This is a genomic window from Lysobacterales bacterium (assembly GCA_016721845.1).
Lineage (GTDB): Bacteria > Pseudomonadota > Gammaproteobacteria > Xanthomonadales > Ahniellaceae > JADKHK01.
In genome coordinates this window covers 1824009-1847378 of sequence record JADKHK010000013.1, presented here as the reverse complement: position 1 = coordinate 1847378, position 23370 = coordinate 1824009, and the positions used below count along the sequence as shown (strand labels likewise).

Annotated in this window: 19 protein-coding genes; 7 read left to right on the top strand and 12 right to left on the bottom strand. The window is 65.9% G+C overall.

The window, feature by feature from the left end:
- Positions 1-6: 6 nt before the first annotated feature.
- The gene (locus tag IPP28_15860) at positions 7-2178 is read right to left on the bottom strand and encodes a S9 family peptidase (protein MBL0042471.1); all 2172 of its coding nucleotides are present in this window, start codon (positions 2176-2178) and stop codon (positions 7-9) included.
- Positions 2179-2378: 200 nt separating this feature from the next.
- Here IPP28_15860 and IPP28_15855 point away from each other — a divergent pair, with 200 nt between their 5' ends.
- Positions 2379-3071 (top strand): YebC/PmpR family DNA-binding transcriptional regulator, encoded by a 693-nt coding sequence (locus IPP28_15855; protein MBL0042470.1) that lies wholly within the window; start codon positions 2379-2381, stop codon positions 3069-3071.
- Positions 3072-3131: 60 nt separating this feature from the next.
- On the opposite strand, the gene IPP28_15850 is transcribed toward IPP28_15855, so the two are convergent.
- From IPP28_15850 to IPP28_15840, 3 genes are read right to left on the bottom strand one after another with little or no spacing between them, the layout of a single operon-like run.
- The gene (locus tag IPP28_15850; GenBank protein MBL0042469.1) at positions 3132-3413 is read right to left on the bottom strand and encodes a zinc ribbon domain-containing protein; all 282 of its coding nucleotides are present in this window, start codon (positions 3411-3413) and stop codon (positions 3132-3134) included.
- Between the two features lie 47 nt (positions 3414-3460).
- Complete coding sequence (gene rnt, locus IPP28_15845) at positions 3461-4162, bottom strand: ribonuclease T (GenBank protein ID MBL0042468.1); 702 nt, start codon at positions 4160-4162, stop codon at positions 3461-3463.
- Positions 4163-4203: 41 nt separating this feature from the next.
- Positions 4204-5586 carry a DEAD/DEAH box helicase gene (locus IPP28_15840; GenBank protein ID MBL0042467.1) on the bottom strand — a complete coding sequence of 461 codons (1383 nt, stop codon included), beginning with the start codon at positions 5584-5586 and terminating at the stop codon, positions 4204-4206.
- A 271-nt stretch (positions 5587-5857) separates the two neighbouring features.
- On the opposite strand from IPP28_15840, the gene IPP28_15835 reads away from it, so the two are divergent.
- Positions 5858-6799 carry a polysaccharide deacetylase family protein gene (locus IPP28_15835; protein MBL0042466.1) on the top strand — a complete coding sequence of 314 codons (942 nt, stop codon included), beginning with the start codon at positions 5858-5860 and terminating at the stop codon, positions 6797-6799.
- Positions 6800-6804: 5 nt separating this feature from the next.
- Complete coding sequence (locus IPP28_15830; GenBank protein MBL0042465.1) at positions 6805-7899, top strand: metal-dependent hydrolase; 1095 nt, start codon at positions 6805-6807, stop codon at positions 7897-7899.
- Here the strand turns inward: IPP28_15830 and dusB are convergent.
- On the bottom strand, positions 7854-8843 hold the full coding sequence (gene dusB / locus IPP28_15825; GenBank protein MBL0042464.1) for a tRNA dihydrouridine synthase DusB: 990 nt from the start codon (positions 8841-8843) through the stop codon (positions 7854-7856). The genes IPP28_15830 and dusB overlap by 46 nt on opposite strands.
- Before the next feature lie 61 nt (positions 8844-8904).
- On the opposite strand from dusB, the gene IPP28_15820 reads away from it, so the two are divergent.
- Positions 8905-9654, top strand: a complete 750-nt coding sequence (locus IPP28_15820) for a DUF4344 domain-containing metallopeptidase (protein ID MBL0042463.1) — start codon at positions 8905-8907, stop codon at positions 9652-9654.
- A gap of 39 nt (positions 9655-9693) precedes the next feature.
- Here IPP28_15820 and IPP28_15815 read toward each other — a convergent pair whose 3' ends face one another.
- From IPP28_15815 to IPP28_15805, 3 genes are all read right to left on the bottom strand, one after another.
- A complete protein-coding gene (locus IPP28_15815; protein MBL0042462.1) occupies positions 9694-12576 on the bottom strand; it encodes a hypothetical protein in 2883 nt (960 codons plus the stop codon).
- A 164-nt stretch (positions 12577-12740) separates the two neighbouring features.
- Positions 12741-13706 (bottom strand): ribokinase, encoded by a 966-nt coding sequence (locus tag IPP28_15810; protein ID MBL0042461.1) that lies wholly within the window; start codon positions 13704-13706, stop codon positions 12741-12743.
- A gap of 10 nt (positions 13707-13716) precedes the next feature.
- Positions 13717-15009: a NupC/NupG family nucleoside CNT transporter gene (locus IPP28_15805; GenBank protein MBL0042460.1), complete on the bottom strand. Its 1293-nt coding sequence runs from the start codon at positions 15007-15009 to the stop codon at positions 13717-13719.
- Positions 15010-15157: 148 nt separating this feature from the next.
- On the opposite strand from IPP28_15805, the gene IPP28_15800 reads away from it, so the two are divergent.
- The gene (locus IPP28_15800; GenBank protein ID MBL0042459.1) at positions 15158-16132 is read left to right on the top strand and encodes an aldo/keto reductase; all 975 of its coding nucleotides are present in this window, start codon (positions 15158-15160) and stop codon (positions 16130-16132) included.
- A 15-nt stretch (positions 16133-16147) separates the two neighbouring features.
- On the opposite strand, the gene IPP28_15795 is transcribed toward IPP28_15800, so the two are convergent.
- The 4 genes from IPP28_15795 to IPP28_15780 all read right to left on the bottom strand — a co-directional run bounded on the left by IPP28_15795 (position 16148) and on the right by IPP28_15780 (position 19331).
- Positions 16148-17287, bottom strand: a complete 1140-nt coding sequence (locus IPP28_15795; GenBank protein ID MBL0042458.1) for a PDZ domain-containing protein — start codon at positions 17285-17287, stop codon at positions 16148-16150.
- A 23-nt stretch (positions 17288-17310) separates the two neighbouring features.
- Complete coding sequence (locus IPP28_15790; protein ID MBL0042457.1) at positions 17311-17892, bottom strand: hypothetical protein; 582 nt, start codon at positions 17890-17892, stop codon at positions 17311-17313.
- On the bottom strand, positions 17885-18448 hold the full coding sequence (locus IPP28_15785) for a sigma-70 family RNA polymerase sigma factor (GenBank protein MBL0042456.1): 564 nt from the start codon (positions 18446-18448) through the stop codon (positions 17885-17887). Before IPP28_15785 ends, IPP28_15790 begins: the two co-directional genes overlap by 8 nt.
- A gap of 97 nt (positions 18449-18545) precedes the next feature.
- Positions 18546-19331 carry a hypothetical protein gene (locus tag IPP28_15780; GenBank protein ID MBL0042455.1) on the bottom strand — a complete coding sequence of 262 codons (786 nt, stop codon included), beginning with the start codon at positions 19329-19331 and terminating at the stop codon, positions 18546-18548.
- 167 nt (positions 19332-19498) lie between these two features.
- Here IPP28_15780 and IPP28_15775 point away from each other — a divergent pair, with 167 nt between their 5' ends.
- Together IPP28_15775 and IPP28_15770 are read left to right on the top strand one after the other, a co-directional pair.
- Positions 19499-22516: a protein kinase gene (locus IPP28_15775; GenBank protein MBL0042454.1), complete on the top strand. Its 3018-nt coding sequence runs from the start codon at positions 19499-19501 to the stop codon at positions 22514-22516.
- Positions 22503-23339 carry a hypothetical protein gene (locus tag IPP28_15770; GenBank protein MBL0042453.1) on the top strand — a complete coding sequence of 279 codons (837 nt, stop codon included), beginning with the start codon at positions 22503-22505 and terminating at the stop codon, positions 23337-23339. Before IPP28_15775 ends, IPP28_15770 begins: the two co-directional genes overlap by 14 nt.
- Positions 23340-23370 lie beyond the last annotated feature (31 nt).

Sequence of the window (23370 nt, the reverse complement as noted above, 5' to 3'; positions counted from 1 at the left end):
TCCCGATCACTTCACGTCGATCTTCAGCGTCTTCGCGAGGAAGGCGTAGATGTCGGCGTATTCCTCGATGGTCTTCGAGGTCGGCTTGCCGGCGCCATGGCCCGCACGCGTCTCGATGCGGATCAGGGCCGGAGGGCCGTTCGGGTTCGCCGCCTGCATCGCTGCCGCGAACTTGAAGCTGTGCGCCGGGAAGACGCGGTCGTCGCGTTCCGCGGTGGTGATCAGCGTCGGCGGGTACTTCGCTCCCGCCTTGATGTTGTGCAGCGGCGAATAGGCGTGGATGGCCGCGAATTCATCCGCGTTCTTGACCGAGCCGTAGTCGGATTCCCAGGCCCAGCCGATGGTGAATTCGCGGAACCGCAGCATGTCGAGCACGCCGACCGCGGGCAACGCCGCGCCGAACAGTTCCGGACGCTGCAACAGCGTCGCGCCGACCAGCAAGCCGCCATTGCTGCGACCCGAGATCGCGAGTTTCGACGGCTGCGTGACCTTCTCGGCAATCAGATATTCCGCGCCGGCCGCGAAGTCGTCGAACACGTTCTGCTTGTTCAACTTCATGCCGCCTTCGTGCCAGCTGCGGCCGTATTCCGAACCGCCGCGCAGGTTGGCGACGGCATAGACACCGCCGAGTTCCATCCATTCGACGATGGCCGGGCTGAACTTCGGCGTCACCGCGATGTTGAAACCGCCATAGCCGTAGAGGATGGTCGGGTGGTTGCCGTCACGCACGAAGCCCTTCTTCGCGGTAATGAACATCGGCACCTTCGTGCCGTCCTTGCTCGGATAGAAGACCTGCGTGGTTTCGTAGTCGTCGACGTTGAACTTCACTGTCGGCGCCTTGAACACGCTGGTCGTGCCGGTGCTGAGGTCAAGGCGATACACGGTGTCCGGCACCGCCCAGCTGCCGAAGCCGAAGAAGGTTTCCTTGTCTTCGACGGCGCCGTCGAAGCCGGTCGCGGTGCCGAGGCCGGGCAGGGCGATGTCCTGCTTCGGCTGGCCGGCGGCATCGAACAGCTTGATCTCGGAACGCGCATCACGCAGATAGCTGGCGACGAACTGGCCGTTGACCAGCGAGACCTGTTGCAACAGCGCGTCGCTTTCCGCGATCAGGGTCTGCCACTTGTCCTTCGCCGGGTTCGCGGTGTCGATGGCGATCAGGCGATTGCGTTCGGCGCCGTCGTCGGTCAGGAAATACAGCACGCTGCCGTCGTTGCCGACGAAATCATACGAACCGACCAGATCCTCGATCAGCGGCACCACCTTCGCATCGGCCTTGGCGAGATCTTTGTAGAAGACGCGATTGCGCACGTCGGTACCCTGCGAGCCATTGATGACCAGGAACTCGCCATCGTCGGACACGACCGCGCCGAAACCCCAGTCCGGTTGATCCGGGCGTTCGTACACCAGCGTGTCGTCCGTCTGCGCCTTGCCGATCGTGTGCAGGAACAGCTTCTGGTTCTTGTTGACCGCCTTGAGCGGGTCTTCGCCTTCCGGCGCGTCGAAGCGGCTGTAGAAGATGCCGCTCGAATCCTTGGTCCAGGCGATGTTCGTGAACTTCGCCCAGCGGATCTCGTCGCTCAGGTCTTCGCCGGTCTCGACGCTGCGCAGCTTGATCGTGCGCCAGTCCGAACCGCCGTCCGACAACGAGTACGCGTACAACTTGCCGTCCGGGCTGACTTCGGTTTCGCTGAGTGCAATCGTGCCGTCGGCCGAAAGCGTGTTCGGGTCGATCAGCAGGCGCGGTGCGCTGTCGAGCGTGTCCTGCACGTAGATCGGCGACTGGTTCTGCAGGCCGTCGTTGCGCGAATAGAAGTACTTGCCGCCGTGCACTTCCGGCACGCCGAAACGCTCGTAGTCCCAGAGTTCGGTCAGGCGCGACTTGATCTTGTCGCGGTTCGGCACGTCGCCGATGAAGTCGGCCACGAGCTTGTTCTCCGCCGCGATCCACGGTTGCAGTTCCGGATCGTCGAGGTTCTCCATCCAGCGATAGGGATCGCTCACCGGGGTGCCGTGGTAGTCGTCGGTCTGTTCGACCGTGCGCGCGCTCGGATAGGCGATCGTCGCAGGTGCGACCGCGGCGGTCGTCGGTGCGTCGGCTTCCTGGGAACCGCCGCAGGCAGCGAGTGAGGCGGCGATGGCGATCGTCAGGGCGACGACGGCGGGGGAACGCTTGGACATCGGGAATCTCCGGCAAAGAGGCGCGGAGATTACGCAATTCCGGCGCTGCTGCCAGTGAGGCTGGGACGGGGCGACCGGAATCGTGGTTGGAGCGGGTGCTTGGCCCAGGTCAAGGCGAGGCGAATTGCCGATGGCGAATGTGCCGGAATCGGCTGCACAGCCATTAGAATGCCCGCCCTCGAAATCCAGGAACCGGCGCGATGGGCAAGCAGTGGAAAGCAAAAGGCAAGGAATTGGCGGCCAATGCCAAAGGCAGCCTGTTCACCAAGCTGTCGCGCGAAATTTCAGTAGCGGCCCGATCAGGTTCCGATCCGGCGATGAATTCTCGGCTGCGACTCGCGGTTGAACAGGCGCGCAAGCTGTCGATGCCGCGCGACACCGTCGAGCGTGCGATCAAGAAGGGCGCGGGTCTGCTCGATGGCGGTGCGCAGTACGAAAAGCTGACCTATGAGGGCTTCGCACCGCATCGTGTGCCGGTGATCGTCGAATGCCTGACCGACAATGCCAACCGCGCCGCCTCGGCCATTCGCGTCCTGTTCCGCAAGGGTCAGTTGGGTAGTTCCGGATCGGTGAGCTGGGACTTTGATCACCTCGGAATGATCGAGGCCGAAGCCAACGATGCCAGCGCCGACGCCGAACTCGCCGCCATCGAAGCCGGCGCGCAGGACGTGACCACTGACGACGGCGTCACCTTCTTCACCGACCCCACCGACCTCGACGCCGTGCAGCGCGCACTGCCGAACTTCGGCTACACCGTCCAGAAGGCCTACCTCGGCTATCGCGCCAAGAACCCGGTCAGCCTGGAGGGCGCCGAACTCGAAGAAGTCGAAGCCTTCCTGCAGGCGCTGGATGAAGACGACGAAGTGCAGACGGTGTACGCGGGATTGGCGTGAGCCGTATTCGCAAGGCCGAGTTCAACGTGACGTGACGCGTAGGCCGGGTTGACCCGATGGTCAGTCGCCGCTGATCGTGTCCGGTCCCGGTCCGGCGGTCTTCTCGTACTTGCCTTTCTCGACCTTGCGGTATTGGGTGAAGCCGTGTTTCGAGAAGTGGCCTTCGCGCAGGTGGTGAGTACCACCGACGATCACTGCGCTGGCCGAGATGACGCGGCGGATCGGTTGCTTGCAGGTCTCGCAGTGGGTGAGTTCAGGATCAGCGATCTTCTGCAGGACCTCGAAGCTCGGTGCGCAGTCGCTGCAACCGAGGGTGACGGGTGCGTATTCGTAGATCGGCATGACGGTTCTCCTCTCGCAGTGCGATGTGATGGCCGAGGCTTGCCGGATCAAGGTTCTTCGAGCGTCGCCGCGGCGATGTCGGCGTCGGTGTCGGCTGTGCCGGCGATCATCGGTGCGGCATCCGGTGCGGTGTCGGCGAAGTGCTTCCAGCGATTCACGATCAGGCAGAACAGATCCGCGGTCTTCTCGGCATCGTAGACCGCGGAGTGCGCTTCGTCGGCATTCCAGCGCAGACCGGCGCATTGTACGGCGCGACTGAGCACGGTCTGGCCGAGCGCGAGGCCGGCCAGCGATACGGTGTCGAAACACGAGAACGGATGGAACGGGCTGCGCTTGTGCCCGGTGCGCTTGATCGCGGCATTGACGAAGCCGAGATCGAAGTGCGCGTTGTGACCGACCAGCACGGCACGCGTGCAGTCGGTCGCCTTCATCACCTTGCGCAGCGGCGCGAACACATGTTCGAGCGCGAGCTTTTCATCGAGCGCGGCGCGGAACGGATGCGTCGGGTCGATGCCGGTGATTTCGAGTGCACGCGGGTCGATGTTCGCGCCGGGAAACGGCACGACGTGGGTCGACACCGTCTCGCCACGCACGACATCGCCGACCGCATTCATCACGATCGGCACTGCCGCGATTTCCAGCAGTGCATCGCGGTCGGCGTTGAAACCGCCAGTCTCGACGTCGACCACGACCGGGAGAAAGCCGCGGAAACGCTCGGCCAGACGCGCGTTGAATCGGATCAGTTGCATGGGTGCAGCATATCAGCGCCCATGCAAGCGATCGGCCGCGATCAGGCGCGCGATGACCAACCCGAACGGCTGCCGCCGCCGGCATTGCCGCGACCGCCGCCTTGATTGCGGCGCTGGCCGGGATTGGCACCGGTGCCAGCGGGTTTGGCGTGGTGCGGACGATGCGCGCCCGGCTTACTCGCGCTGCTGCGCTGACCGCCACCACCGCCACCGCCACCGCCACCGCGCTGGCCGCCGCGACCACCCATGATCGGACGCGGTGCGCCGGCATCGATGCGCAGCGGACCCGAGGGGACGTAGCCTTCGAAATTCTGGATCACGATGTCCTGCTTGATCTTGCGCTGGATGTCGTGGAGCAGGCCGGATTCGTCATGCGACACCAGCGAGATCGCCTGGCCGGTTTCACCGGCGCGGCCGGTGCGGCCGATGCGGTGCACGTAGTCCTCGGCGACCATCGGCAGATCGAAATTGATCACCACCGGCAGCTGCGGAATGTCGAGTCCGCGTGCGGCGATGTCGGTCGCGACCAGAACCGTGATGCGCCCCGACTTGAAGTCGGCCAATGCTTTGGTGCGCGCACTCTGGCTCTTGTTGCCATGGATTGCGGCGGACTTGAAGCCGGCCGCATCGAGCGATTCGGCCAGCTTGTTGGCGCCGTGCTTGGTGCGCGCGAACACCAGCGTCTGGCGACGCGAGTCCTGGGCCATCACGTCGATCAGCAGGTTGCGTTTGCGACTGGCGTCGACCGGATGCACGATGTGCTGGATGGTTTCGGCAATGGTGTTGCGCGGCGTCACCGACACTTCGCGCGGATCGCGCAGGAACTGGCTGGCGAGCTGCTTGATCTCGTCCGAGAACGTGGCCGAGAACATCAGCGTCTGGCGCTTCTGCGGCAACGCCTGCAGCACGCGCTTGAGCGCCGGCAGGAAGCCCATGTCGAGCATGCGGTCGGCCTCGTCGAGGATCAGCACGTCGATCTCGCGCAGGTCGACGGTGCGCTGGCCCATGTGGTCGATCAGGCGACCGGGTGTGGCGATCACGACGTCCAGGCCGCGACGCAGGGCATCGACCTGCGGCTGCATGCCGACACCACCGAAGATCGTGGTCGAACGCAGCGGCACGTGCGCGCCGTATTGCTTGAAGCTGTCGTGCACCTGGGCAGCGAGTTCGCGCGTCGGCGTCAGCACCAGCACCCGCGGGGCGCGGCCGGCATGGCGCGGTGCGCCTTCCGGAAACAGATGGCTCAGCACCGGCAGCGCGAAGCCACCGGTCTTGCCGGTGCCGGTCTGCGCGGCGGCGAGCAGGTCGTGGCCGTCGAGCACCAGCGGAATGGCCTGCAGCTGGACCGGGGTGGGGGTGTCGTGGCCCAGGGTGGCGAGCGCACGCAAAACCGCGGGCGTCAGCCCGAGCGAAGAAAAGGACATGGATTGGCTCCAGAAGAAAACCCGGAGCGTTCCCAAAACCGCGCTACGAGACAGGGCGCTTGCGCGCCATGGGTCCGGTGATGGATGGCTCTCGAACGTCGATCGGCTTACCGAAGGAGTGATACGAGCACTGGGAATTCGACCACCGGAAGAATTCGAGGTGGAGTCTGACCACTGCCGCGCGTGCTGTAAACCGATATCGGCGACCAGCCTGAATCGCCGTTCATGGAGCCGCGTGGCATGCTTCGGCGCCGATTCGACGGAGTGCGTGATGCGTGGATGCCTGCTGCTGGTCCTGTTCCTGATCGCGGGTCTGGCGAGTGCAGCGGTGCCGCCCCGCCAGATGGCCCTGACCATCGACGATCTGCCGTCGCAGGAGATGGCGCTGAGCACGGACGCCGATCTCGCGGCCCGCAACGCCCGTATCATCGCGGCCTTGAAAGGCACGAACGCGATCGGTTTCGTCAACGAGCAGAAGCTCGAAGTCGATGGCGTTGTGGTCTCGGCGCGCGTGCAGTGGTTGCGCGACTGGCTGGTCGCCGGCATCGAGCTCGGCAATCACACGTTGAATCACAACGGCTTGCATGCGACGCCGATCGACGACTACGAACGCTCGATTCTCGAAGGCGAGCGCGTCCTGCGACCGCTGCTCGCCGAATTCGGACGCGAGCCTCGCTGGTTTCGTCATCCCTATCTGCAGGCGGGGCAGGACGACGCGGTGCGCGCGCGGCTCGACGGATTTCTCGCGCGGCATGGCTATCGCATCGCACCCGTCACGGTCGACAACGGCGAATGGATCTATGCCCGCGCCTACGTGCTGTTGCTCAATGCCGGCCGACACGATGAGGCGCGCGCGCTGATTCCCGAATACATCGACTACATCGAGGCCAAGTGCCAGTTCTTCGAGCAGGCCAGCAAGCGGTTGTTCGGGCGCGAGATCGTCCAGATCCTGCTGTTCCATGCCAATGCGCTGAATGCTGATGCCTTGCCGGCCCTGCTCGACCGCCTGCGCAAGCGCGGCTACGACTTCGTGACGCTTGAATCAGCGCTCGCCGATCCCGCCTATCGGCATGCGGATGGCTACCGCGGTCGCGCCGGTATTTCGTGGCTGCACCGCTGGGCGATGGCCGAGCAGAAACCGAAGGTCTTCTACGAAGGCGAACCCGCGGTGCCTCAGCACGTACTCGATCTTGCCGGCGTAGAGGGCGAGTAAGGCGCATGGATTCGCTGTCGCAAATCGTCCTCGGTGCGGCGTGTGTGGCCGGCGTGGCGCCGGCACGAGAGCGGCGCCGGGCGCTGGTGTTCGGCGCGGTGCTCGGGACCTTGCCGGATCTCGACGTGTTGCCGCTGCTTGCGGTCAGCGATCCGGTGATGTTCATGACCTGGCATCGCACGCTGACGCATTCGCTGTTCGTGCTGCCCGTGCTCGGTCTGTTGCTGTGGTGGTGGGCGCGGCGGCGCTGGTCGTGGTCGGGCGCGGATCGCGGGCGCTGGCTGGTCGGTTTCCAGCTCGCATTGATCACGCATCCGTTGCTCGACGCGCACACGGTCTACGGCACGCAGTTGTTCTGGCCGCTGACGACTCCGCCGGTGATGTGGTCGACGGTGTTCATCATCGATCCGCTGTACACGATCCCGCTGCTGGTCGCCTGTGGGTGCGCGTGGCGCTGGCGAGGGTCCGCCGGTTCGGGGCGCGCGTTGGGAATCGGGCTGCTGTTGTCGAGCGCCTATCTCGGTTGGGGCTGGATCGCCAAGCATCGGATCGAAGCGGCGCTGCAGCCGATGCTGGTGCGGCTCGGGCTGGAGTCGGCACCATTGCTGTCGGTACCGACGCCGTTCAACTCGCTGGGCTGGCGTGTCGTACTGATGCAGCACGATGGCTATTTCGAGGGCTTCGCGAGTGCGTTGTATCCGGACCGGCCGATTACCTTGCGGTTTCATCCGCAAGATCCGGAATTCGCGAGGCGCTTCGCGCGCCTGCCGAGCGTGCAGCGCATGGACTGGTTCACGCACGGCTTTGTCGCGATCGAGCAACGGGCGACCAGTGCCGTGTTGACCGATCTGCGCATGGGCATGGCGCCCGACTACTTCTTCTCATTCGTGATCGCGCGCGATCTGGCCGGGCGCTGGACCACGGTGCACCCCGTCGAGCAGTTGCCGCGCCCGCGCGTCGACGCCGTGTCGGTGGCGCGGATCAGCCAGTCGGTCCTGCAGGCATTCGAGCCGCGCAATGCGCTGGCCGACGAATCTGCGGCCAGCGGGAACGATCAGGCGGCGCGGCGGGCGTCCGATTCAGGCAACCGGTCGAAGTAGTCGATCGTCAGCCGGCGCTGTTCCGCCGCGGTTTCGGCACGCTGGACGATCTGGCGGAAGGCCTCGTTCTCTGCGCGATCCTTCGCGTACCAACCCAGATGCTTGCGGGCGATGCGAACGCCTTGCGGCTCGCCGTAGAACGCGTGCAGGGTGTCGAGATGGCCAAGCAGGATGTCGCGCACGACCTGCGGCGAGGGCTCTGGCAGGTAGTCGCCGGTGCTCAGGTAATGTGCGATCTCGCGGAAGATCCACGGCCGCCCTTGCGCTGCACGCCCGATCAGCAGGGCGTCGCAGCCGGTGAGTTCGAGCACGCGTTTCGCCTTTTCCGGCGAATCGATGTCGCCATTGGCCGAGACCGGAATCGAAACGGATTGCTTGATCGCGCGGATGGTGTCGTATTCGGCTTCGCCCTGATACAGGTCTTCGCGCGTGCGACCGTGTACGGCGAGGGCCGCGATGCCCGCGGCCTCGGCGATTCTCGCGATCGCCACGCCGTTGCGGTTCGCGCGGTCCCAGCCAGTGCGGATCTTCAATGTCACCGGCACGTCCACCGCGCGCGCGACGGCCGCGCAGATACGTGCGACCAGCGCCTCGTCCTGCAGCAGGGCCGAGCCCGACCAGACGTTGCAGACCTTCTTGGCCGGGCAGCCCATGTTGATGTCGATGATTTCGGCACCGTGGTCGACGTTGTAGCGCGCGGCGTCGGCCAGCATCTGCGGGTCGTAGCCGGCGATCTGCACCGCGATTGGCGCCGGTTCACCGTCGTGGTCCATGCGCAGTCGAGATTTGCGCGTGTGCCATAGTTTGGGGTCGGCGATGGTCATTTCGGAGACCGCGAGCCCCGCGCCCAATTGTTTGCAGAGTTGCCGGAATGGCTTGTCGGTCACGCCGGCCATGGGCGCGAGGACCAGAATTGGGGTGATGGTGTGTCGACCGAGCTGCATGCGCGCATTGTAGTTCGGGCACGGCGCGATTAGCCTCGCATGCATTCAGGGGGATTCGTCCATGTTGCGAGCGTTGCTTGGGATGCTGTTGCTGTTGCTGTCGGGAGTCGGATTCGGTGCGGGTTTCGTGGTCCAGCGCAGCGAGGTGAAAAGTGCCGAATACCGAGCGCTGGCCAAGGAACTCGATCAGTCCGGCCTGCTCGCTGACATCGCCAAGGAACTGAATTCACTGGTCGCCTTGAAAGTGACGCTCGGCCTGCGCTTCGCCGAATGCGGCGAGCCCAATGCCTATTACGATTCGGAGACGCGTCAGGTCTCGGTTTGCTACGAGTTGATCGAGTCCTACTACGAGACCATGGCCGGGGCCTACGACACCGAGGACGAACTCGACGATGCCGTCGCGGGCGCGTTCCTGTTCGTGTTCTTCCACGAGATCGGCCATGCCCTCGTCGACGTGTTGGACGTGCCGATCACGGGTCGCGAAGAGGATGCGGTGGATCAGCTCTCGGCCTGGGTGCTGCTGGATGGCGAGGAAGGCGACAAGGCCGTGCTCGATGCCGCGATCAGCTTCTACGCCGGCGACGAGGCCGAACAGGCGGTCGACCAGGGCTCGTTCGCTGATGAACATTCACTCGACCAGCAGCGCTTCTACAACATGATTTGCTGGGTCTACGGCAGCGATCCGGACGGGTATGCGGTGCTGGTCGACGAAGGCCATCTGCCGGCCGAACGCGCCGAGCGCTGTGAAGGCGAATACGCGCAACTCGACCGCAGCTGGACGCGATTGCTGAAAGCGCACATCAAGCCCTGAGGGCACGGCCCGCACCCATGGTCGCGGGCCGTGCCGTGATCAGTTGGGGCAGGCGCCGAGTCGCGTGAGCGCGATGCTGCGTTGCAGGTTCGCGAAGGTTCCGGCAAGGATGCTGTCGTCGAAGACGTAACTCAGGGTCGCGTGCGCACAGTCGTGCACGGTCAGCGTGGCGACGCCGACCTGGTGCGAGTTGCGTGTGGGTTCGCCGGTGCGCGAGCCGCCGGTGGTGCGATGGATTTGCGCGGTCACCGCTGCACCGAAATGCATCGGCGTGTCACCCTGCAGCGTGAACCAGTGCTGCGCAGCATCGTCGTCGACGCCGTGGTCGGTGTCATAGGTGAACCAGCCGGCCAGATAGCGGCCGAAACGCGCCCCGGTGGTATTGAAAGTCAGCCCCTGGCCGCTGCGCGCAGGATCGAACCAGGCACCGTCGATCGCGAGTCCCTTGGGTGCATCGCCGGCGGGTTGCGAACTCGTGCCGTCGTCGCAGGCCCGGGTCCGCGGCGTCAGCCGTTGCAGCGGGAGGACACCCGTCTCGTCGCCGATGCGGTACCAGAATTCCATGTGGTCGCAATCGGTGAATACGAGTTCGGCGCTGCCCACAGCGGTCGCCGGCGTCACGCCCGCGAGATCGAAGCGGCCGTTGGCATTGCGATAGATCGGCAGCGTGACCCGGCCGTGCTCGTTCGACAACTCGGTGCTGACGGTGAGCCACTGCTGCTTCGACAGCGCATTGCCGCCCTCGGGCGCATAGGTGTGCCACGCGCCGAACAGCACGTTGCCGTTCAGCAGCTGCAGCAGCAGACCCTGGCCGGTCGATGCCGGATTGAACCAGGCGCCGGCCAGCGCCGACTGGCGGATCGGGCCGGAGAACGTCGGCGTTGCCGGCTGGTAGCGGCGCAGTTGGTAGCGATCCGCCAAGGTATCGGAATCCGTCGCTTGCAGCCGTCCATCGCCGGCCACATGCAGCACCGTTCCACGTTCGAGCGCGAGCGCCTGCCTCTGCAAGACGGTGCCGTCGGCATCGAGGTGCAGCAGGGACACACTGCCCGCCGCGGTGCCGGTCAGCCAGGCGCCGCCGAGGGTCGACTTCCAGAAGCGGAGGTCGATGCCTGGGGCGGGTTCCGAGTGCAGGACCGTGCTCAAATCGCGCGACAGTGCCTGCATCTGCGGCGGTCCGCGCCCTTCCTCGGATCGTGTCGCGACCAGTACCGAGGTTCCGGTGTCGATGGCATCGCCGATGCGTTGGCCATTCGCGAACCGATGTGTCCCGACCATTTCGCCATCGGCGGAGAGCCGGACGAGCAGGCCCTCGCTGTTGCTGAATCCGCTGACCAGCAGACTGCCATCGTCCGACCAGCGCACCTTCTGGAGGATGATCCCCGTGGGGATCCCGACGCGGGATCGTGGCTGTCCGGCGAGGTCGTAGAGCACGATGCCTGAATCGGCGCGGGTGACAATGCCGAATCGGCTGTCGGCGGCCGCGAAGTCTGTCGGGGGAAGGGAGAAGCGCTGCGTGCCTGCAGCATCGTAGGCAAGGACTGCCCCAGAATTGGCGTCGTGGATGAGCAGATCGCCGTCGACCTCGAGAATGCGGCCGTGATGGGAGGCAAGGCTGCTCAGCAAGACGCCGCTGCGTCGATCGAAACAGTCGATGCTTCCGATCGGGATCGGGGTCGTCGGCAAGGAACTCGCCACGCAGATCCGATGCGCGCCTGCACGAACCTCATCGATCTTCGGATAAAGGACGGGCGACTGCAGCTGGATCCAGGCGGACGCGTCTTCATCCGCCAGCAGCACGCTCGTACCTCGCGTCAGCAGACCGTCGAAGGCACGCACCGGCGTGTTCGCCGGATCGAGGCGCAATGCCTGCTCGTCGGCCACCTGTTGGCCGTTCGGTGAATACAGCGAAAGTCCCTGCGAGGACGTGACCAGTGCGAGTCCGTTGTCCAGCACATCCAGCGCAACCATGTCGTGAGGCAACGGGACGATGGTGCGTGCGCCATGGAAGTCGATATGGGTCAGGCTCCGGCGATCGGCGGCTTCAAGCCAGAATCCATGATCATGGGCGTGCAGGGCCGATAGGGCGACGCCGTCGAGACGGAAGCGCACGCTGCGATTCGCGTCGAGATACTGGAGTCCCGCGTACTGGGAATTGACGAAATGGGTGGCGACCACACCGCCTTCGCGGGTCGCCAGTACCGGAAATTCGCCGCCGATGGATAACGCCTGTGGCCACTGGGTGCCGTCGGCCAGCAAGTGAGTGAGTCGGTGACTGATGTTCGTCGGGATTTTGACGGCGACCCATGCGCCGCCCGCGAGGTCATCCACGACGACCGTGGCGCAACTGCCCGTGTCCCATCGCACCAGTGTCCGACCGCGGGCATCGATGCGCCTGACGCTGCCGCCGGAGGCGCCATCGAAGCTGAGGCATCCGGCGATCAGCGCACCATCGCGGTCGACCAATGGCGCACTCGCCGGGGGATCGCGATCAAGCGCGATCTCGACCTGCAAGCGCGTTGCCCCGTCCTGGGCGAGGCGGTCGACCGAGCCCACGCCGGAAAAGAAGTCGGAGTACTTGCTGACCCACAGATTGCCGGCGCCGTCGGCACGCATGGTTGCGGCGTTGTAGTCGTCGTTGCGCCACAGCAGCCCGCGCCGCGAGCTGTACAGCGAGCGCTCCTGCACCCCGAACTGTTCCGGAATGTCGTATGGCCCGACCCGTCGCCCGTCGCGGTCGATCGCGAAGTGGGTGCCCACCGAAAACCCGTGGGCGCCGGTCAAGATCAGCGCATCCGCGGTTCGATCGCCCGAGGTCGAGGAGATGTCGATGGTCTGGGTCCATTCCGCCGCTTCCACTTCCATGCCCGTCGCCAGCAGGCCGAACAGCAGGCCCAGGCGATGCTTCATCGCTGCATTCATGTGATCACTCCGTTGTCATGGTCGATGTCGCCGGGTCTGCGCCCGATCGATTGCATGCAACTCGCGGTCGCGAACGATCACGTCGCGAGTGCGGAGGACAATACGCCTGCGAAGGCCGAAAAGTTCCAGATTGCGACGAAAGCGCTGTGGCTCACGCGCAACACTCACGATGCGATGCGCGCGGCGACCTCGTCGCGAGTCGGCATGGCGAGCGCAGCGCCGCGGCGTTCGGTCGACACGCCGGCATACGCGCTGGCGTAGCGGATCGCGGCCGCGAGTGGCAGGGTCGGATCGCGTGCCAGTTCGGCGGCGAGTGCGCCGTTGAAGGCGTCGCCGGCGCCGGTGGTGTCGATCGCGCTCGCCTTGATCGCGCCAATGCGATAGCTCGCCGCGATGTCGTTGAACGATCCCGCATCGGCATGCGAGACGAAGCAGCCGGCCGAGCCCAGCGTGATCACCACGCCGCCCTTGTGCAGGCGGCGGCACAAGGCATGCAATTCGCTGCTCGGCGTCGATGCCACGTCTTCGGCGCGGATCTGCTCGCCGAGGATGTGCAGGCACAGCGAGGCAAATTCGGTCTCGTTCGGCGTCGCCAGGTCGGCAAGTTCGAGCAGGGACTCGTCGACCGGCGCATCGGCCGGTGCCGGATTGAGGATCGTGCGCCGGCCGGCGTCCCGTGCGATCGACAAGGCCCGGAAGATCGCATCGCGGTCGACTTCGAGCTGCGCCAGCGTGACGGCGGCCTTGCGGATACGCGCCGCTTCGCCGTCGATGAATGCGGTCGACAGCGCGGCATTCGCGCCTGGTGCGATGACGATGACATTGCGGCCACGCGCATCGACGAAGATGCCGGCAGTGCCGGTGGCGATGTCGCCGTGGATTTCGTCGACGAGGTCGATGCCGAGCCCGGTCGCGAGTGCACGCGCGTGTTGTGCGGCGACATCGTCGCCGAGCGCGACCAGAAAGGTCGTCGATGCCCCGCTGCGAGCGCTGGACACGGCCTGATTGAAGCCCTTGCCGCCGGGGCCGCCGAGATAACGACCGCTGCGCGTCGCGCCGGGCGCGGGCAATTCGTCGCTGACCCAGACGTGATCCTGGTTGTACGAGCCGACCACGATCACGCCATTCATGTCGGTGTCCTCAGGCGAACTGCGAGAGCACGCCGGCGATGGTCGCGGTCATGAAGGTCGCGATCGAGCCGCCGAGCACGGCACGCAGGCCGAGACGGGCGAGGTCGCTGCGACGCTCCGGTGCGAGGCCGCCGATACCGCCGATCTGGATCGCGATCGACGAGAAGTTGGCGAAGCCGCACAAGGCGTAGGTCGCGACCAGCGAGCCGTGTTCGGTCAGAGTGACGCCGGGCGTCTTGCCGTTGACGATGTCGGCGAGTTGCAGGTAAGCGACGAATTCATTGATCACGACCTTCTGCCCGATCAGCGAGCCGACCGTGTTCGCGTCCTGCCAGGGCACGCCAATCAGCCAGGCAATCGGCGACAGGATGTAGCCGAACAGGTTGGCGAGGTCGGTCGGCTTGCCGAGTTGTGCGGCGAGCCCGCTCCATTCGCCGAACCAGGTGAGCGGCGCATTGATCATCGCGATCAGCGCGATGAACGCGAGCAGCATCGCACCGATGTTCAGCGCCAGCTTGAGGCCGTCGGCTGCGCCCGAGGCGGCGGCGTCGATGATGTTCGACGTGGTGTGTTCGACTTCCATGCGCACGGTACCGCGGGTCAGCGGTTCGCCGACTTCTGGCACCAGAATCTTGGCGATGACGAGGGTTGCGGGTGCGGCCATGATCGAGGCCGCGAGCAGGTGCTTGGCGTAGAAACCCTGCGCCGCGACATCAGGGCCGCCGAGCATCAGCACGTAGGCGGCGAGCACGCCGCCGGCGATGTGGGCCATGCCGCCGATCATCATCGTGATCAGTTCCGATTCGGTCATCCGGCCGATGTACGGACGCACCGTCAGCGGCGCCTCGGTCTGGCCGATGAAGACGCTGGCGCAGACCGAGGTGGTCTCGGCGCCCGACACCTTCATGACCTTGGTAATCGCCCAGGCCATCGCGCGCACCACGGCCTGCATCACGCCGAGGTGGTAGAGCACGCTCATCAGCGCCGCGAAGAAGATGATCGTCGGCAGCACCTGGAAGGCGAAGATGAAGCCGTACTTCGGAATGTCCATCAGCCCGCCGAACACGAAGTTCGAGCCGGCCGCAACGAAACCGAGAACCTGGACGAAGACATTGCTCAGCCACTGGAACACGTCCTTGCCGCCGGGCACGAGCAGGACCAGGCTCGCGAACGCGATCTGCAGCCCGACGCCGGTGGCGACCAGCGTCCAGCTCACGCGACCCTTGTTGTTCGAGAACAGCCAGGCGATGCCGATCAGGCAGGCCAATCCGAACAGGCCGAACAGAATGCTGAAAATCACGATCCACTCCCCAGACACAAAGACTGCCGCAGGCTAGCGGGTCGCTGCCAGCAGCCGCAACCTGCAACGCCGCATCGGTAATGCCCGGTCCTTCATGCGAGTCATCCGCCGGCTGTGTTTGAATGTGCGCTTTCCACGCGGGGACACGATCATGCAATACCGGCGCCTCGGCCAATCCGGCCTGCAGTTGTCAGCATTGTCTTACGGCGCCTGGGTCACCTTCGGCAACCAGCTCGGACGGGGCGAGGCGCGCGAGTTGATCGCGCAGTGCCTCGATACCGGCGTCAATTTCTTCGACAACGCCGAGACCTACGCAAATGGCGAAGCCGAGCGCATCATGGGCGACGTGCTGGTCGACCTGCGTGTGCCGCGCGATGCGTTCTGCGTGTCGAGCAAGGTGTTTTTCGGCGCCGTCGATGACCCGAAGCCGACGCAACGCGGGCTGTCGCACAAGCACATTCGCGATGCCTGCGACCAGGCCTTGGCGCGGTTGCGCGTCGACTATCTCGATCTGTATTTCTGCCATCGCCACGATCCCGAGGTGCCGGTCGCGGAAGTGGTGACGACCATGGACCTGCTGATTCGGCAGGGCAAGGTGCTGTACTGGGGCACCAGCGAATGGTCGGCCGAACAGATCCGCGAAGCGATCGCGTTCGCGCAAGCGCATGGACTGTTTGCGCCGCAGATGGAACAGCCGCAATACAACCTGCTGCATCGCGCCCGCTTCGAGAGCGAACTGGTGCCGCTGGCCCGAGAACACGGGCTCGGCACCACGGTCTGGTCGCCGCTCGCCTCCGGTCTGCTCAGCGGCAAGTACGCGGACGGTGTGCCCGCGGATTCGCGCTTGAATACGCCCGGCTACGAGTGGTTGCGCGCGCGCCTGTTGTCGCGACGAGATGAACTGAGTGCCGGACTGGCGCGCTTTGCGGCGCTCGCGCGGGAGATCGGCAGTTCGCAATCGACACTCGCGCTGGCCTGGTGCCTGAACAAGCCGCAGGTGTCGACGGTGATGCTCGGTGCAACGAAACGGGGCCAGCTCGACGAGAACTTTGCCGCGCTGGCGCTGGCCGAACGACTCGACACGGACCTGATGGCGCGCATCGAATCGTGTTTTCCGCTGATCTAGGCAAGGTCGAACGCGTCACGCATCGACGAGTGCATCGCGGCGTGTGATGCGCAGTTCTGCCTTCGGTGCCGGCCTGGCCCACTCGATGGACCGGACCGTGTCCCGAGCGGCTTCCGCCGGCGGAGTCGGCGGTGCCGGTGGTGCGGGCGCAGCCGGCGGGGTCGGTGGGGCGGGCGGTGTCGGAGGCGGTGTCCGGAAGAACAGTTCGTCGCGTTCCGGTGCTTCCACGGCGAGCACCAGCTTCTTGCGGTCGCGCAGCACTTCGACGTTCAAGACTTGTCCCGGCGCCTTCGACGTGAGCAGGCGCATCGCGCCGGGCACGCTGTCGACCGGCTGGCCGTCGATCACCTGGATCACGTCGCCGGCCTTGATCTGCGGCAGTTTGCCGCCCTCGTTCTCCAGCACCAGCACGCCGCTGGTCGCACCGAAATATTGGCCGAGCCCGGCATTGATCCTCGTCAGGTTCAAGTCGAGACCGCCACCGGCGATGATGCGCAGATGTTCGCCCATCGGGCCGCGCTCGAGTTCGTGCAGCGCACGCAGGCCGGGACCGCCCTCGCCATTGATGATGACCTGGACATCGCGCTCGATGCGTTCCGGCAAGCCCTCGATCTTGGCGATCGGCGCGCGGTTTGGCAGGTCGAGCATGCCGACCCAGTCGCCGGCGTCGCGACGTTCCGCAATCATCTTCGCGTCCGCGGACTTGCCATCGCGCAGGTAACGCACCGTCACCTGGGTGCCGGCCTCGAGCGCGCCGATGGTGTCGCGCACGCCGTCGACCGCGGCCTTGCTCTGACCCATGGCCTTGCCATTCACCGCGACGATCAGATCACCGGCCTTGAGGCCTGCTTTCGCAGCCGGGCCGCCCGGCGTCACCGCGGCGATCTTCGCGCCCTTGTCGTCGGCCGCGAGCACCACGCCGATCAGGGCGCGACGTGGTTCGCCGGCAAACTCGAAGGCGAACGCGCGCGGGCCATGGTCGCCGAGTTGCATCGACAGGTCGGCGATGCGGCGGGTGAGTTCGCGCAGCTCGCTGCGCGCGGCGTCGAGCTCCTTGCGTGCGGCGGCCTGTTCGGCCGCGCTGGGTTCGGCGGCGAAAACATTGCCGAGCGCAAGCATCAGCGCGGCGGCCATCAGGGTCGGTTTCAGTGTCATCGGAATCTCCTTGCGGGTAGCGGTCAATCGACCCGGTAGTTCGCGTCCTGCAGGTACGCGCCACCGTTGTCGGAAAGGGTGTCGTAGCGGCTGCCGGCGCGAGTTGCGGCGAGTCGGCTCATGAGGTCGACGCGGCGCGACCACAGCGCCTGCGCCTCGTCGTCGCGGGTGACGGCATTGAGTTGCAGGTCGGTGAGGCCGATCAGGTCTTCAAGTTCGGCGCTGGCCATTGCCGCGCTGGCATCGATCGGCACGCTGCGCGCATCCAGGGTCGCCAGCAGGCCATCGAGTTGCTGCGATTGTGCGATCAGCGCCAGGGTGTTGGCCGACGGCGACGCGCTGGTCACGGGCGTCGGCGCAGCGACCGGCGAATGCAACAGGCGCACGCCGACGACGGCCGCGACCAGGGTCGCCGCGAGTGCGATCCAGGCGCCGCGACGTCGCCTCGGCATCGCTGCAGACATCGGAGGCGACGCCGTCGCGAGCTCGCGTTCGAGTTCCGCGAAAACGGAGCGCTTCGGCGCGACCAGCGGCAAGGCCTGCAAGGCCGAGCGCAACGCGTGGTCGTCATGATCGGCATGGATCGGGAAACGGTCATCAGGCATAAGCCACCCGCGCCTGCGGCGCCTCGTAGAGCGCGCGCAATTTCTGCGTGCCGCGCGCCAGTTGCGATTTCGAGAAGCTGACCGACTTGCCGAAGCTCTCGGCGATCTCCTCGTGCGAATAACCTTCGACGTGGTACAGCCAGACGACGCTGCGGGTGACCTGCGGCAGTCCGCTCAAGGCGCGTTCGAGATCGCGCTGGTGTTCCGGCGATGGCGAGTGGCAGTCCTCGGGTTCGGGCATTTCGTCGACGGTCTCGACGACGCCCCGGCGGCGCAGGCGCATCAGCGCCTCGTTCACCGCGATCTGGCGCAGCCAGCCCCAGAACGGCGCGTCGCCACGAAACTGGCCAAGCTTGCGGAACAGCTGCAACATGGCGTCGTGCAGGATGTCCTGGGCCTCGTCGGCATCACCGAGCATGCGCAGCGCCAGGGTGTAGACCGGGCGCTCGAACAATCGGTAGATCTGTTCGAAGGCGCGAACATCGCCGTGCGCACCGCGCTCGATCAGGCTCCCGGGAACATCGATGGCGAAGTGGCTGCTCACGGAACCTAGGATGCGCCTCGGTCCGATTTGGTCGCAAGCGCGCAACGGACTGTCGCCCAAAGAAAACGCCGCGGATGTCCGCGGCGTTTTCGGCCTTGCTTGCAGCTGCTTACAGGTCGGTCGCGAGGGTGACCGAGAAGAACAGGCGCGGATCGGCGATTTCGCCGTAGTAGTCGGTGGCGTTGTCGTCGGTGTCCGACCAGGTCAGGCTGGTGCTGACCTGACCGAACTCCTTGGACAGGCCGATCGAGTAATGCATGTAGTTCAAGTCGTCGGCGCCGATGAAATCGCCGTGCTCGTCGTACAGGGCTTCGCCGCTGCCGATCGAGTAGTGGCCGACTTCGCCGTCGAGGCTGAGGTCCCACCACGGCAGGCCGTAGCTGCCGGAGAGGCCGAAATAGATGCCGTCGTCATCGAGGTTGTAGACGTCGTTCGAGTAGCCGATGGTGGCCGTGATCATCTCGTCGTAGGACACCGAGCCGATCAGCTCGGCGTAGTCGTAGTCGACGCCTTCGTTCGTCCCCGGGTAGACGTAACGCACGACTTGCACGTCACCGACCCACTTGTCGGCGAGGTCCCAGGAGTAACCCACGTAGAGGTCGAGTTCGAGGTTGGCGCCGTCTTCGTCGAGGTAGGAGGCGTCGTCCGGAATGAAGTCGACGCTGGAGCCCCAGATGCCGCCGTAGAAGCCGGATTCGTGTTCGAACGCGAGTTCGCCCTGCAGCGCCCAGTCTTCCTGCGACTGCGAGATGCCGCGGAATACGTAGTCGCTGGTCAGCGTGGCGGACGCGGAGAAGGTGAACGGTCCCGAGGATTCGCTTTCCTCATCCTGCGCCGAAGCGGCGAACGGCAGGGCGGCGAGCAGGGCCAGGGCGAACAGTGATTTCTTGTGCATGTCGAACCTCCGGTGATTGGGGCAATGGGTGGACGCCGCATGACGGATCCCGCAGAGTCTCGCCCCGAGTGTAATCCGGAATCGGCTCGAGCATTCACTCGGCAAGCACCGGCTTGGCGCGCCGGGACGCGATGTTATGATCCGGCGCATCCCGTCCTGTCACCCCGATGAGCTCAGCGCCCGCCTTCAACATCCCCGGTTACGAGCTGATCCGAGAACTCGGGGTGGGCGGCATGGCGACGGTCCATCTGGCGATCCAGAGTTCGCTGGATCGCAAGGTCGCGATCAAGGTGATGCGCCGTAACATCGACGACGCCGAGAAGTTCGAGCGCCGGTTCCTGGTCGAGGGGCGGACCCTCGCGAAGCTGCCGCACCGGAACATCGTCGCGGTCTACGACATCGTCAAGAGCGATGCCGCGACCTATATCTCGATGGAGTATCTGGAAGGTGGCACGCTGCACGAGAAGATGCGCAGCGGCCTGTCGCTGGCCGAAGCGGTCGCCATCGTCGTGCAAATCGCCGGCGCGCTGCAGTTCGCGCACGACCACGGCATCGTCCATCGCGACCTGAAACCCGCGAACATCATGTTCCGCGATGAATTGACGCCGGTGCTGACCGACTTCGGCATCGCGCGTCAGCAGGATGCGTCGCAGACGCGTCTGACCCAGACCGGGATGCTCGTCGGCACGCCGACGTACATGAGCCCCGAGCAGATCAATGCGCTGGAAGTCGATGGTCGATCCGACCTCTACAGCCTCGGCGTGATGTTTTACGAGCTGTTGACCGGACGTCCGCCGTTCCAGGGAGAGACGCCGATCGCGGTGCTGATGGCGCACTTGACCAGTCCGCCGCCGCCGCTGCCACCGCAGTTCGGCGAGTTCCAGCCGATCCTCGACCGCATGCTGGCCAAGGGGCGTGACGAACGCTACGGCAACCTCAAGGAATTCACCAAGGCCTTGAAGGCGATCGTCGTCAACAACGACCGTCTGTGGGAGCGGTTGCAGGCCGATCCGAACCAGAGTTCGTCCGAGCAGTTGCGGGCCTTGGGCTTTTCGGTCAGTTCCTCGACTGCGCTGGATCCGGTGCAGCAGGGGGTGCCTTCGAAGCGCCAGCTGCCGCAACCGCAACAACCGGTGGCCGCGACCCAGGTGGCCAGGCCGAAGGTCGATCCGGCCGCGGCGACGCAGATCTCGAATCCCGCCCTGCGCCCCGCGACACGGGTGCCAGCGCGCAGCGGTCGCGGTCTGTGGATCGGCGTCGGAGCGCTGGTGGCGCTCGGGGTGGCCGCTGCCGCGTGGTGGGCCTTGCGACCGCGCGAGGACATCGACCCGCGCATTCGCGGCGAAGTGGATGCGCGCCTGGTCGTGATCGACCGCTACATCGGCGACCACAAGCTGACGCCACCGCCGATCGGCGACAACGCGCTCGACCTGCTCCAGGCCGTGCAACAGCGTGCACCGAACTACTCGGGCACGACGCAGCGCACCTTGTCGCTGGTCGCCGCGTTGAAGGCTGAGGCGCAGACGCGCAAGGAGCGCGGCGAATTCATCGATGCCGAAGCGGCGCTGGGATTCGCGAGTTCGCTGGCGCCCGAAGATGCCGGCATCGCGACACTGCGCGCCGGCATTGCCGAGGCGCGCACGCGCAGCGAGCAGGCGGCCAAGGTCAGGGAACTTCTGGTCAAGGCCGATGCCGCGAGTGCAGCCGGTCGTGATCTTGGCGCCGACAGCGCCTACGCCTTGTTGCGTCAGGCGGCGCAGCTCGCGCCGGCGGATCCTGCCCTCGGTGCCGCACAGCAGAAGCTGTTGGCGCGCTTGCTGGCGCCGAGTCGTGCGGCACTGCAGGCCGGCGATGTCGGCGCGGCGCAGTCGCGACTGGATGCCTTGGCGGCGGCGCTGGGCAACGATCCGGAGTGGCGCAAGTTGCGCGACGAGATTGCCGGTGCGCGTGATGTCGCCGACCGCGCGGCCCGCGTAGCGACGCTGCAGGCGCAGTTCGATGCCCAGTTGCGCGCGCGACGTTATGCCGAACCCGTCGGCGACAATGCCCTGGAATCGCTGAATGCATTGCGCCAGCTCGACGCCGCGGCCGCCGATGCGCGTGGTGCCACGCTCGGCGACGCCCTGCTCGCGGATGCACGCGCACTGCTCGGACGCGGCGATGCTTCGGCGGCGCTGACGACGGTGGAACTGGCTTTGCGCGTGCGGCCGGATGCGGTCGATGCGGTGGCGTTCAAACGTGAGGTCGAGGGCAAGCTCAGCGCCGATCAGCGCCGTGTCGCCGGACTGCTCGGACAGGCACAGCAGGCGCTGTCCGAACGTCGCTACTTCGCGCCGGCGGGCCAGAACGCGGCCGAGTTGCTGGAAGAGTTGCTGAAGCTCGACGCGGCGCATGCCGAGGCGCGACGCCTGCGCGACGGCTTGGCGAGCGGCGCGCTCGATGCGGCGCGCGCGCTGGCTCAGGCCGAGCGCATCGAGGACGCGTTGGCGCTGGCCAACCAGGTGCGCCAGCGCTATCCGGCCGATCGCAGCGCTCCGGCGTTGGTCGAGCAATTGCAGCGTCAGCAGTTGGCCGCTGCGGCGGCGGCGCAACGGACGGTCGTGCTGGACCGGGTACTCGCAGCGGCAGCGCAGCGCCCGCTGGATGCCAAGTCATTCAAGGCCGGCGTGGTCGACGTCGCCACGCTGCTGAAGCGCAATCCCAAGGATGTCGATGCCGGTACGGCACGTCAGCGTCTGCTCGATGCCTTGCGCGAGTCGGCCGACAGTGCGACCGACCTGCCAGGCCTCGGCGGACTCGATGCCCTGTTTGCGGATTACCGGCGCAGCTTCGGCGAGGATCCCGAGATGACCGCGACGGTCACTGCCGCACGCGCGCGACTCGAACAGGAGGAACGCGTGCGTCTAGCCGCAACGGCAGGGGATCTCGTGCTGCTGGCCCTGCCCTGGGGAGAAGTCGAGTCGGTGACCGACCTGCAGCGCAAGTCGACGCTGGCATTGCCGGTCGATCGCGTCACACCCTTGCGCCTGCACCTGCCGGCCGGTGTCTATCGCGTCAGTTTCAAGCATCCGAGCGGTGCGCGCAGCACTGCGCAAGCAACGGTCAAAGCCGGGGCCGAGACGATCAGTTCGGCGGCATTCGCGGCCCTCGATGCCAAGGAGTACCTGCGTCGTGCGGGCTTCTGAGCGACTGCAGGTCATCGCGATCTGGGTAGCGCTCTGGCTGCCGTCGATCGCGTTGGCCGACTACCGCGCCTACGCCCGCGGTCAGGAGGCTGCCGCAGACGGCAAGTGGTCCGAAGTCGAAGCGGCAATGCAGGAATCGCTGGCCGCGAATCCCGCACCCAAGGTCCGCGTCAAACTTTACGGCCAGCGCTTCGCGCCGTACGTCCCGCAGTACTACCTGGGACTGGCGGCCTATCGCCAGAACGATTGCGCAGGTGCCTTGCGCTGGTTCGGCGATGCGACCGCCGCGTCGATCATCGCGCAGGTGCCCGAGTTCAAGGGCGTGGCTGATGCCGCGCGCGGCGATTGCGGCACCCGGCTTGCGACAAACAAGCCGGCCGTCGACAAGCCGGCCGTTATCGAGAAGCCCGTCGTCGCCCCACCGGTGGTAACGCAAAATCCGCCACCGGCCACGCCGTCGAAGCCCCCGGTGTCGGTGCAGCCCGGCAACACGCCGGTCCCGCCGGTTGCTCCTTCGGCCCAGTCCACGCCGGTGGTGGCGGCCGCACTGCAGGGGGCATTGCAGAACTGGTTGGCCGGGCGCTACCGCGCCGTGATTGCGGCACCGACCGCCGGATTGCAAGGCAAGTCGCTGGCCCATCTGCATCTGCTGCGGGCAGCCGCCTTCTTCGCCCAGTCGGAAATCGAACCGGCGAATTCGGCGACGCTGCGTGCCAGCGCCGAGCAGGAGGTGCGCAACGCACGGCGTGCCGTGCCGACGCTCGCACCGGACGCCGGGTTCCATTCGCCACGCTTCCGCAGTTTCTTCACCAGCGTGCGCTGAAAACGACAACGCCGCGCAGGGCGCGGCGTTG

Coding starts and splice junctions, on each gene's coding strand:
- IPP28_15830 (MBL0042465.1), top strand. CDS start 6,805: ATGGATTCGCTGTCGCAAATCGTCCTCGGTGCGGCGTGTGTGGCCGGC.
- IPP28_15840 (MBL0042467.1), bottom strand. CDS start 5,586: ATGTCCTTTTCTTCGCTCGGGCTGACGCCCGCGGTTTTGCGTGCGCTC.
- IPP28_15790 (MBL0042457.1), bottom strand. CDS start 17,892: ATGCCTGATGACCGTTTCCCGATCCATGCCGATCATGACGACCACGCG.
- IPP28_15850 (MBL0042469.1), bottom strand. CDS start 3,413: ATGCCGATCTACGAATACGCACCCGTCACCCTCGGTTGCAGCGACTGC.
- IPP28_15800 (MBL0042459.1), top strand. CDS start 15,158: ATGCAATACCGGCGCCTCGGCCAATCCGGCCTGCAGTTGTCAGCATTG.
- IPP28_15835 (MBL0042466.1), top strand. CDS start 5,858: ATGCGTGGATGCCTGCTGCTGGTCCTGTTCCTGATCGCGGGTCTGGCG.
- IPP28_15775 (MBL0042454.1), top strand. CDS start 19,499: ATGAGCTCAGCGCCCGCCTTCAACATCCCCGGTTACGAGCTGATCCGA.
- IPP28_15810 (MBL0042461.1), bottom strand. CDS start 13,706: ATGAATGGCGTGATCGTGGTCGGCTCGTACAACCAGGATCACGTCTGG.
- IPP28_15780 (MBL0042455.1), bottom strand. CDS start 19,331: ATGCACAAGAAATCACTGTTCGCCCTGGCCCTGCTCGCCGCCCTGCCG.
- IPP28_15855 (MBL0042470.1), top strand. CDS start 2,379: ATGGGCAAGCAGTGGAAAGCAAAAGGCAAGGAATTGGCGGCCAATGCC.
- IPP28_15820 (MBL0042463.1), top strand. CDS start 8,905: ATGTTGCGAGCGTTGCTTGGGATGCTGTTGCTGTTGCTGTCGGGAGTC.
- IPP28_15860 (MBL0042471.1), bottom strand. CDS start 2,178: ATGTCCAAGCGTTCCCCCGCCGTCGTCGCCCTGACGATCGCCATCGCC.
- dusB (MBL0042464.1), bottom strand. CDS start 8,843: ATGCAGCTCGGTCGACACACCATCACCCCAATTCTGGTCCTCGCGCCC.
- IPP28_15815 (MBL0042462.1), bottom strand. CDS start 12,576: ATGAATGCAGCGATGAAGCATCGCCTGGGCCTGCTGTTCGGCCTGCTG.
- IPP28_15795 (MBL0042458.1), bottom strand. CDS start 17,287: ATGACACTGAAACCGACCCTGATGGCCGCCGCGCTGATGCTTGCGCTC.
- rnt (MBL0042468.1), bottom strand. CDS start 4,162: ATGCAACTGATCCGATTCAACGCGCGTCTGGCCGAGCGTTTCCGCGGC.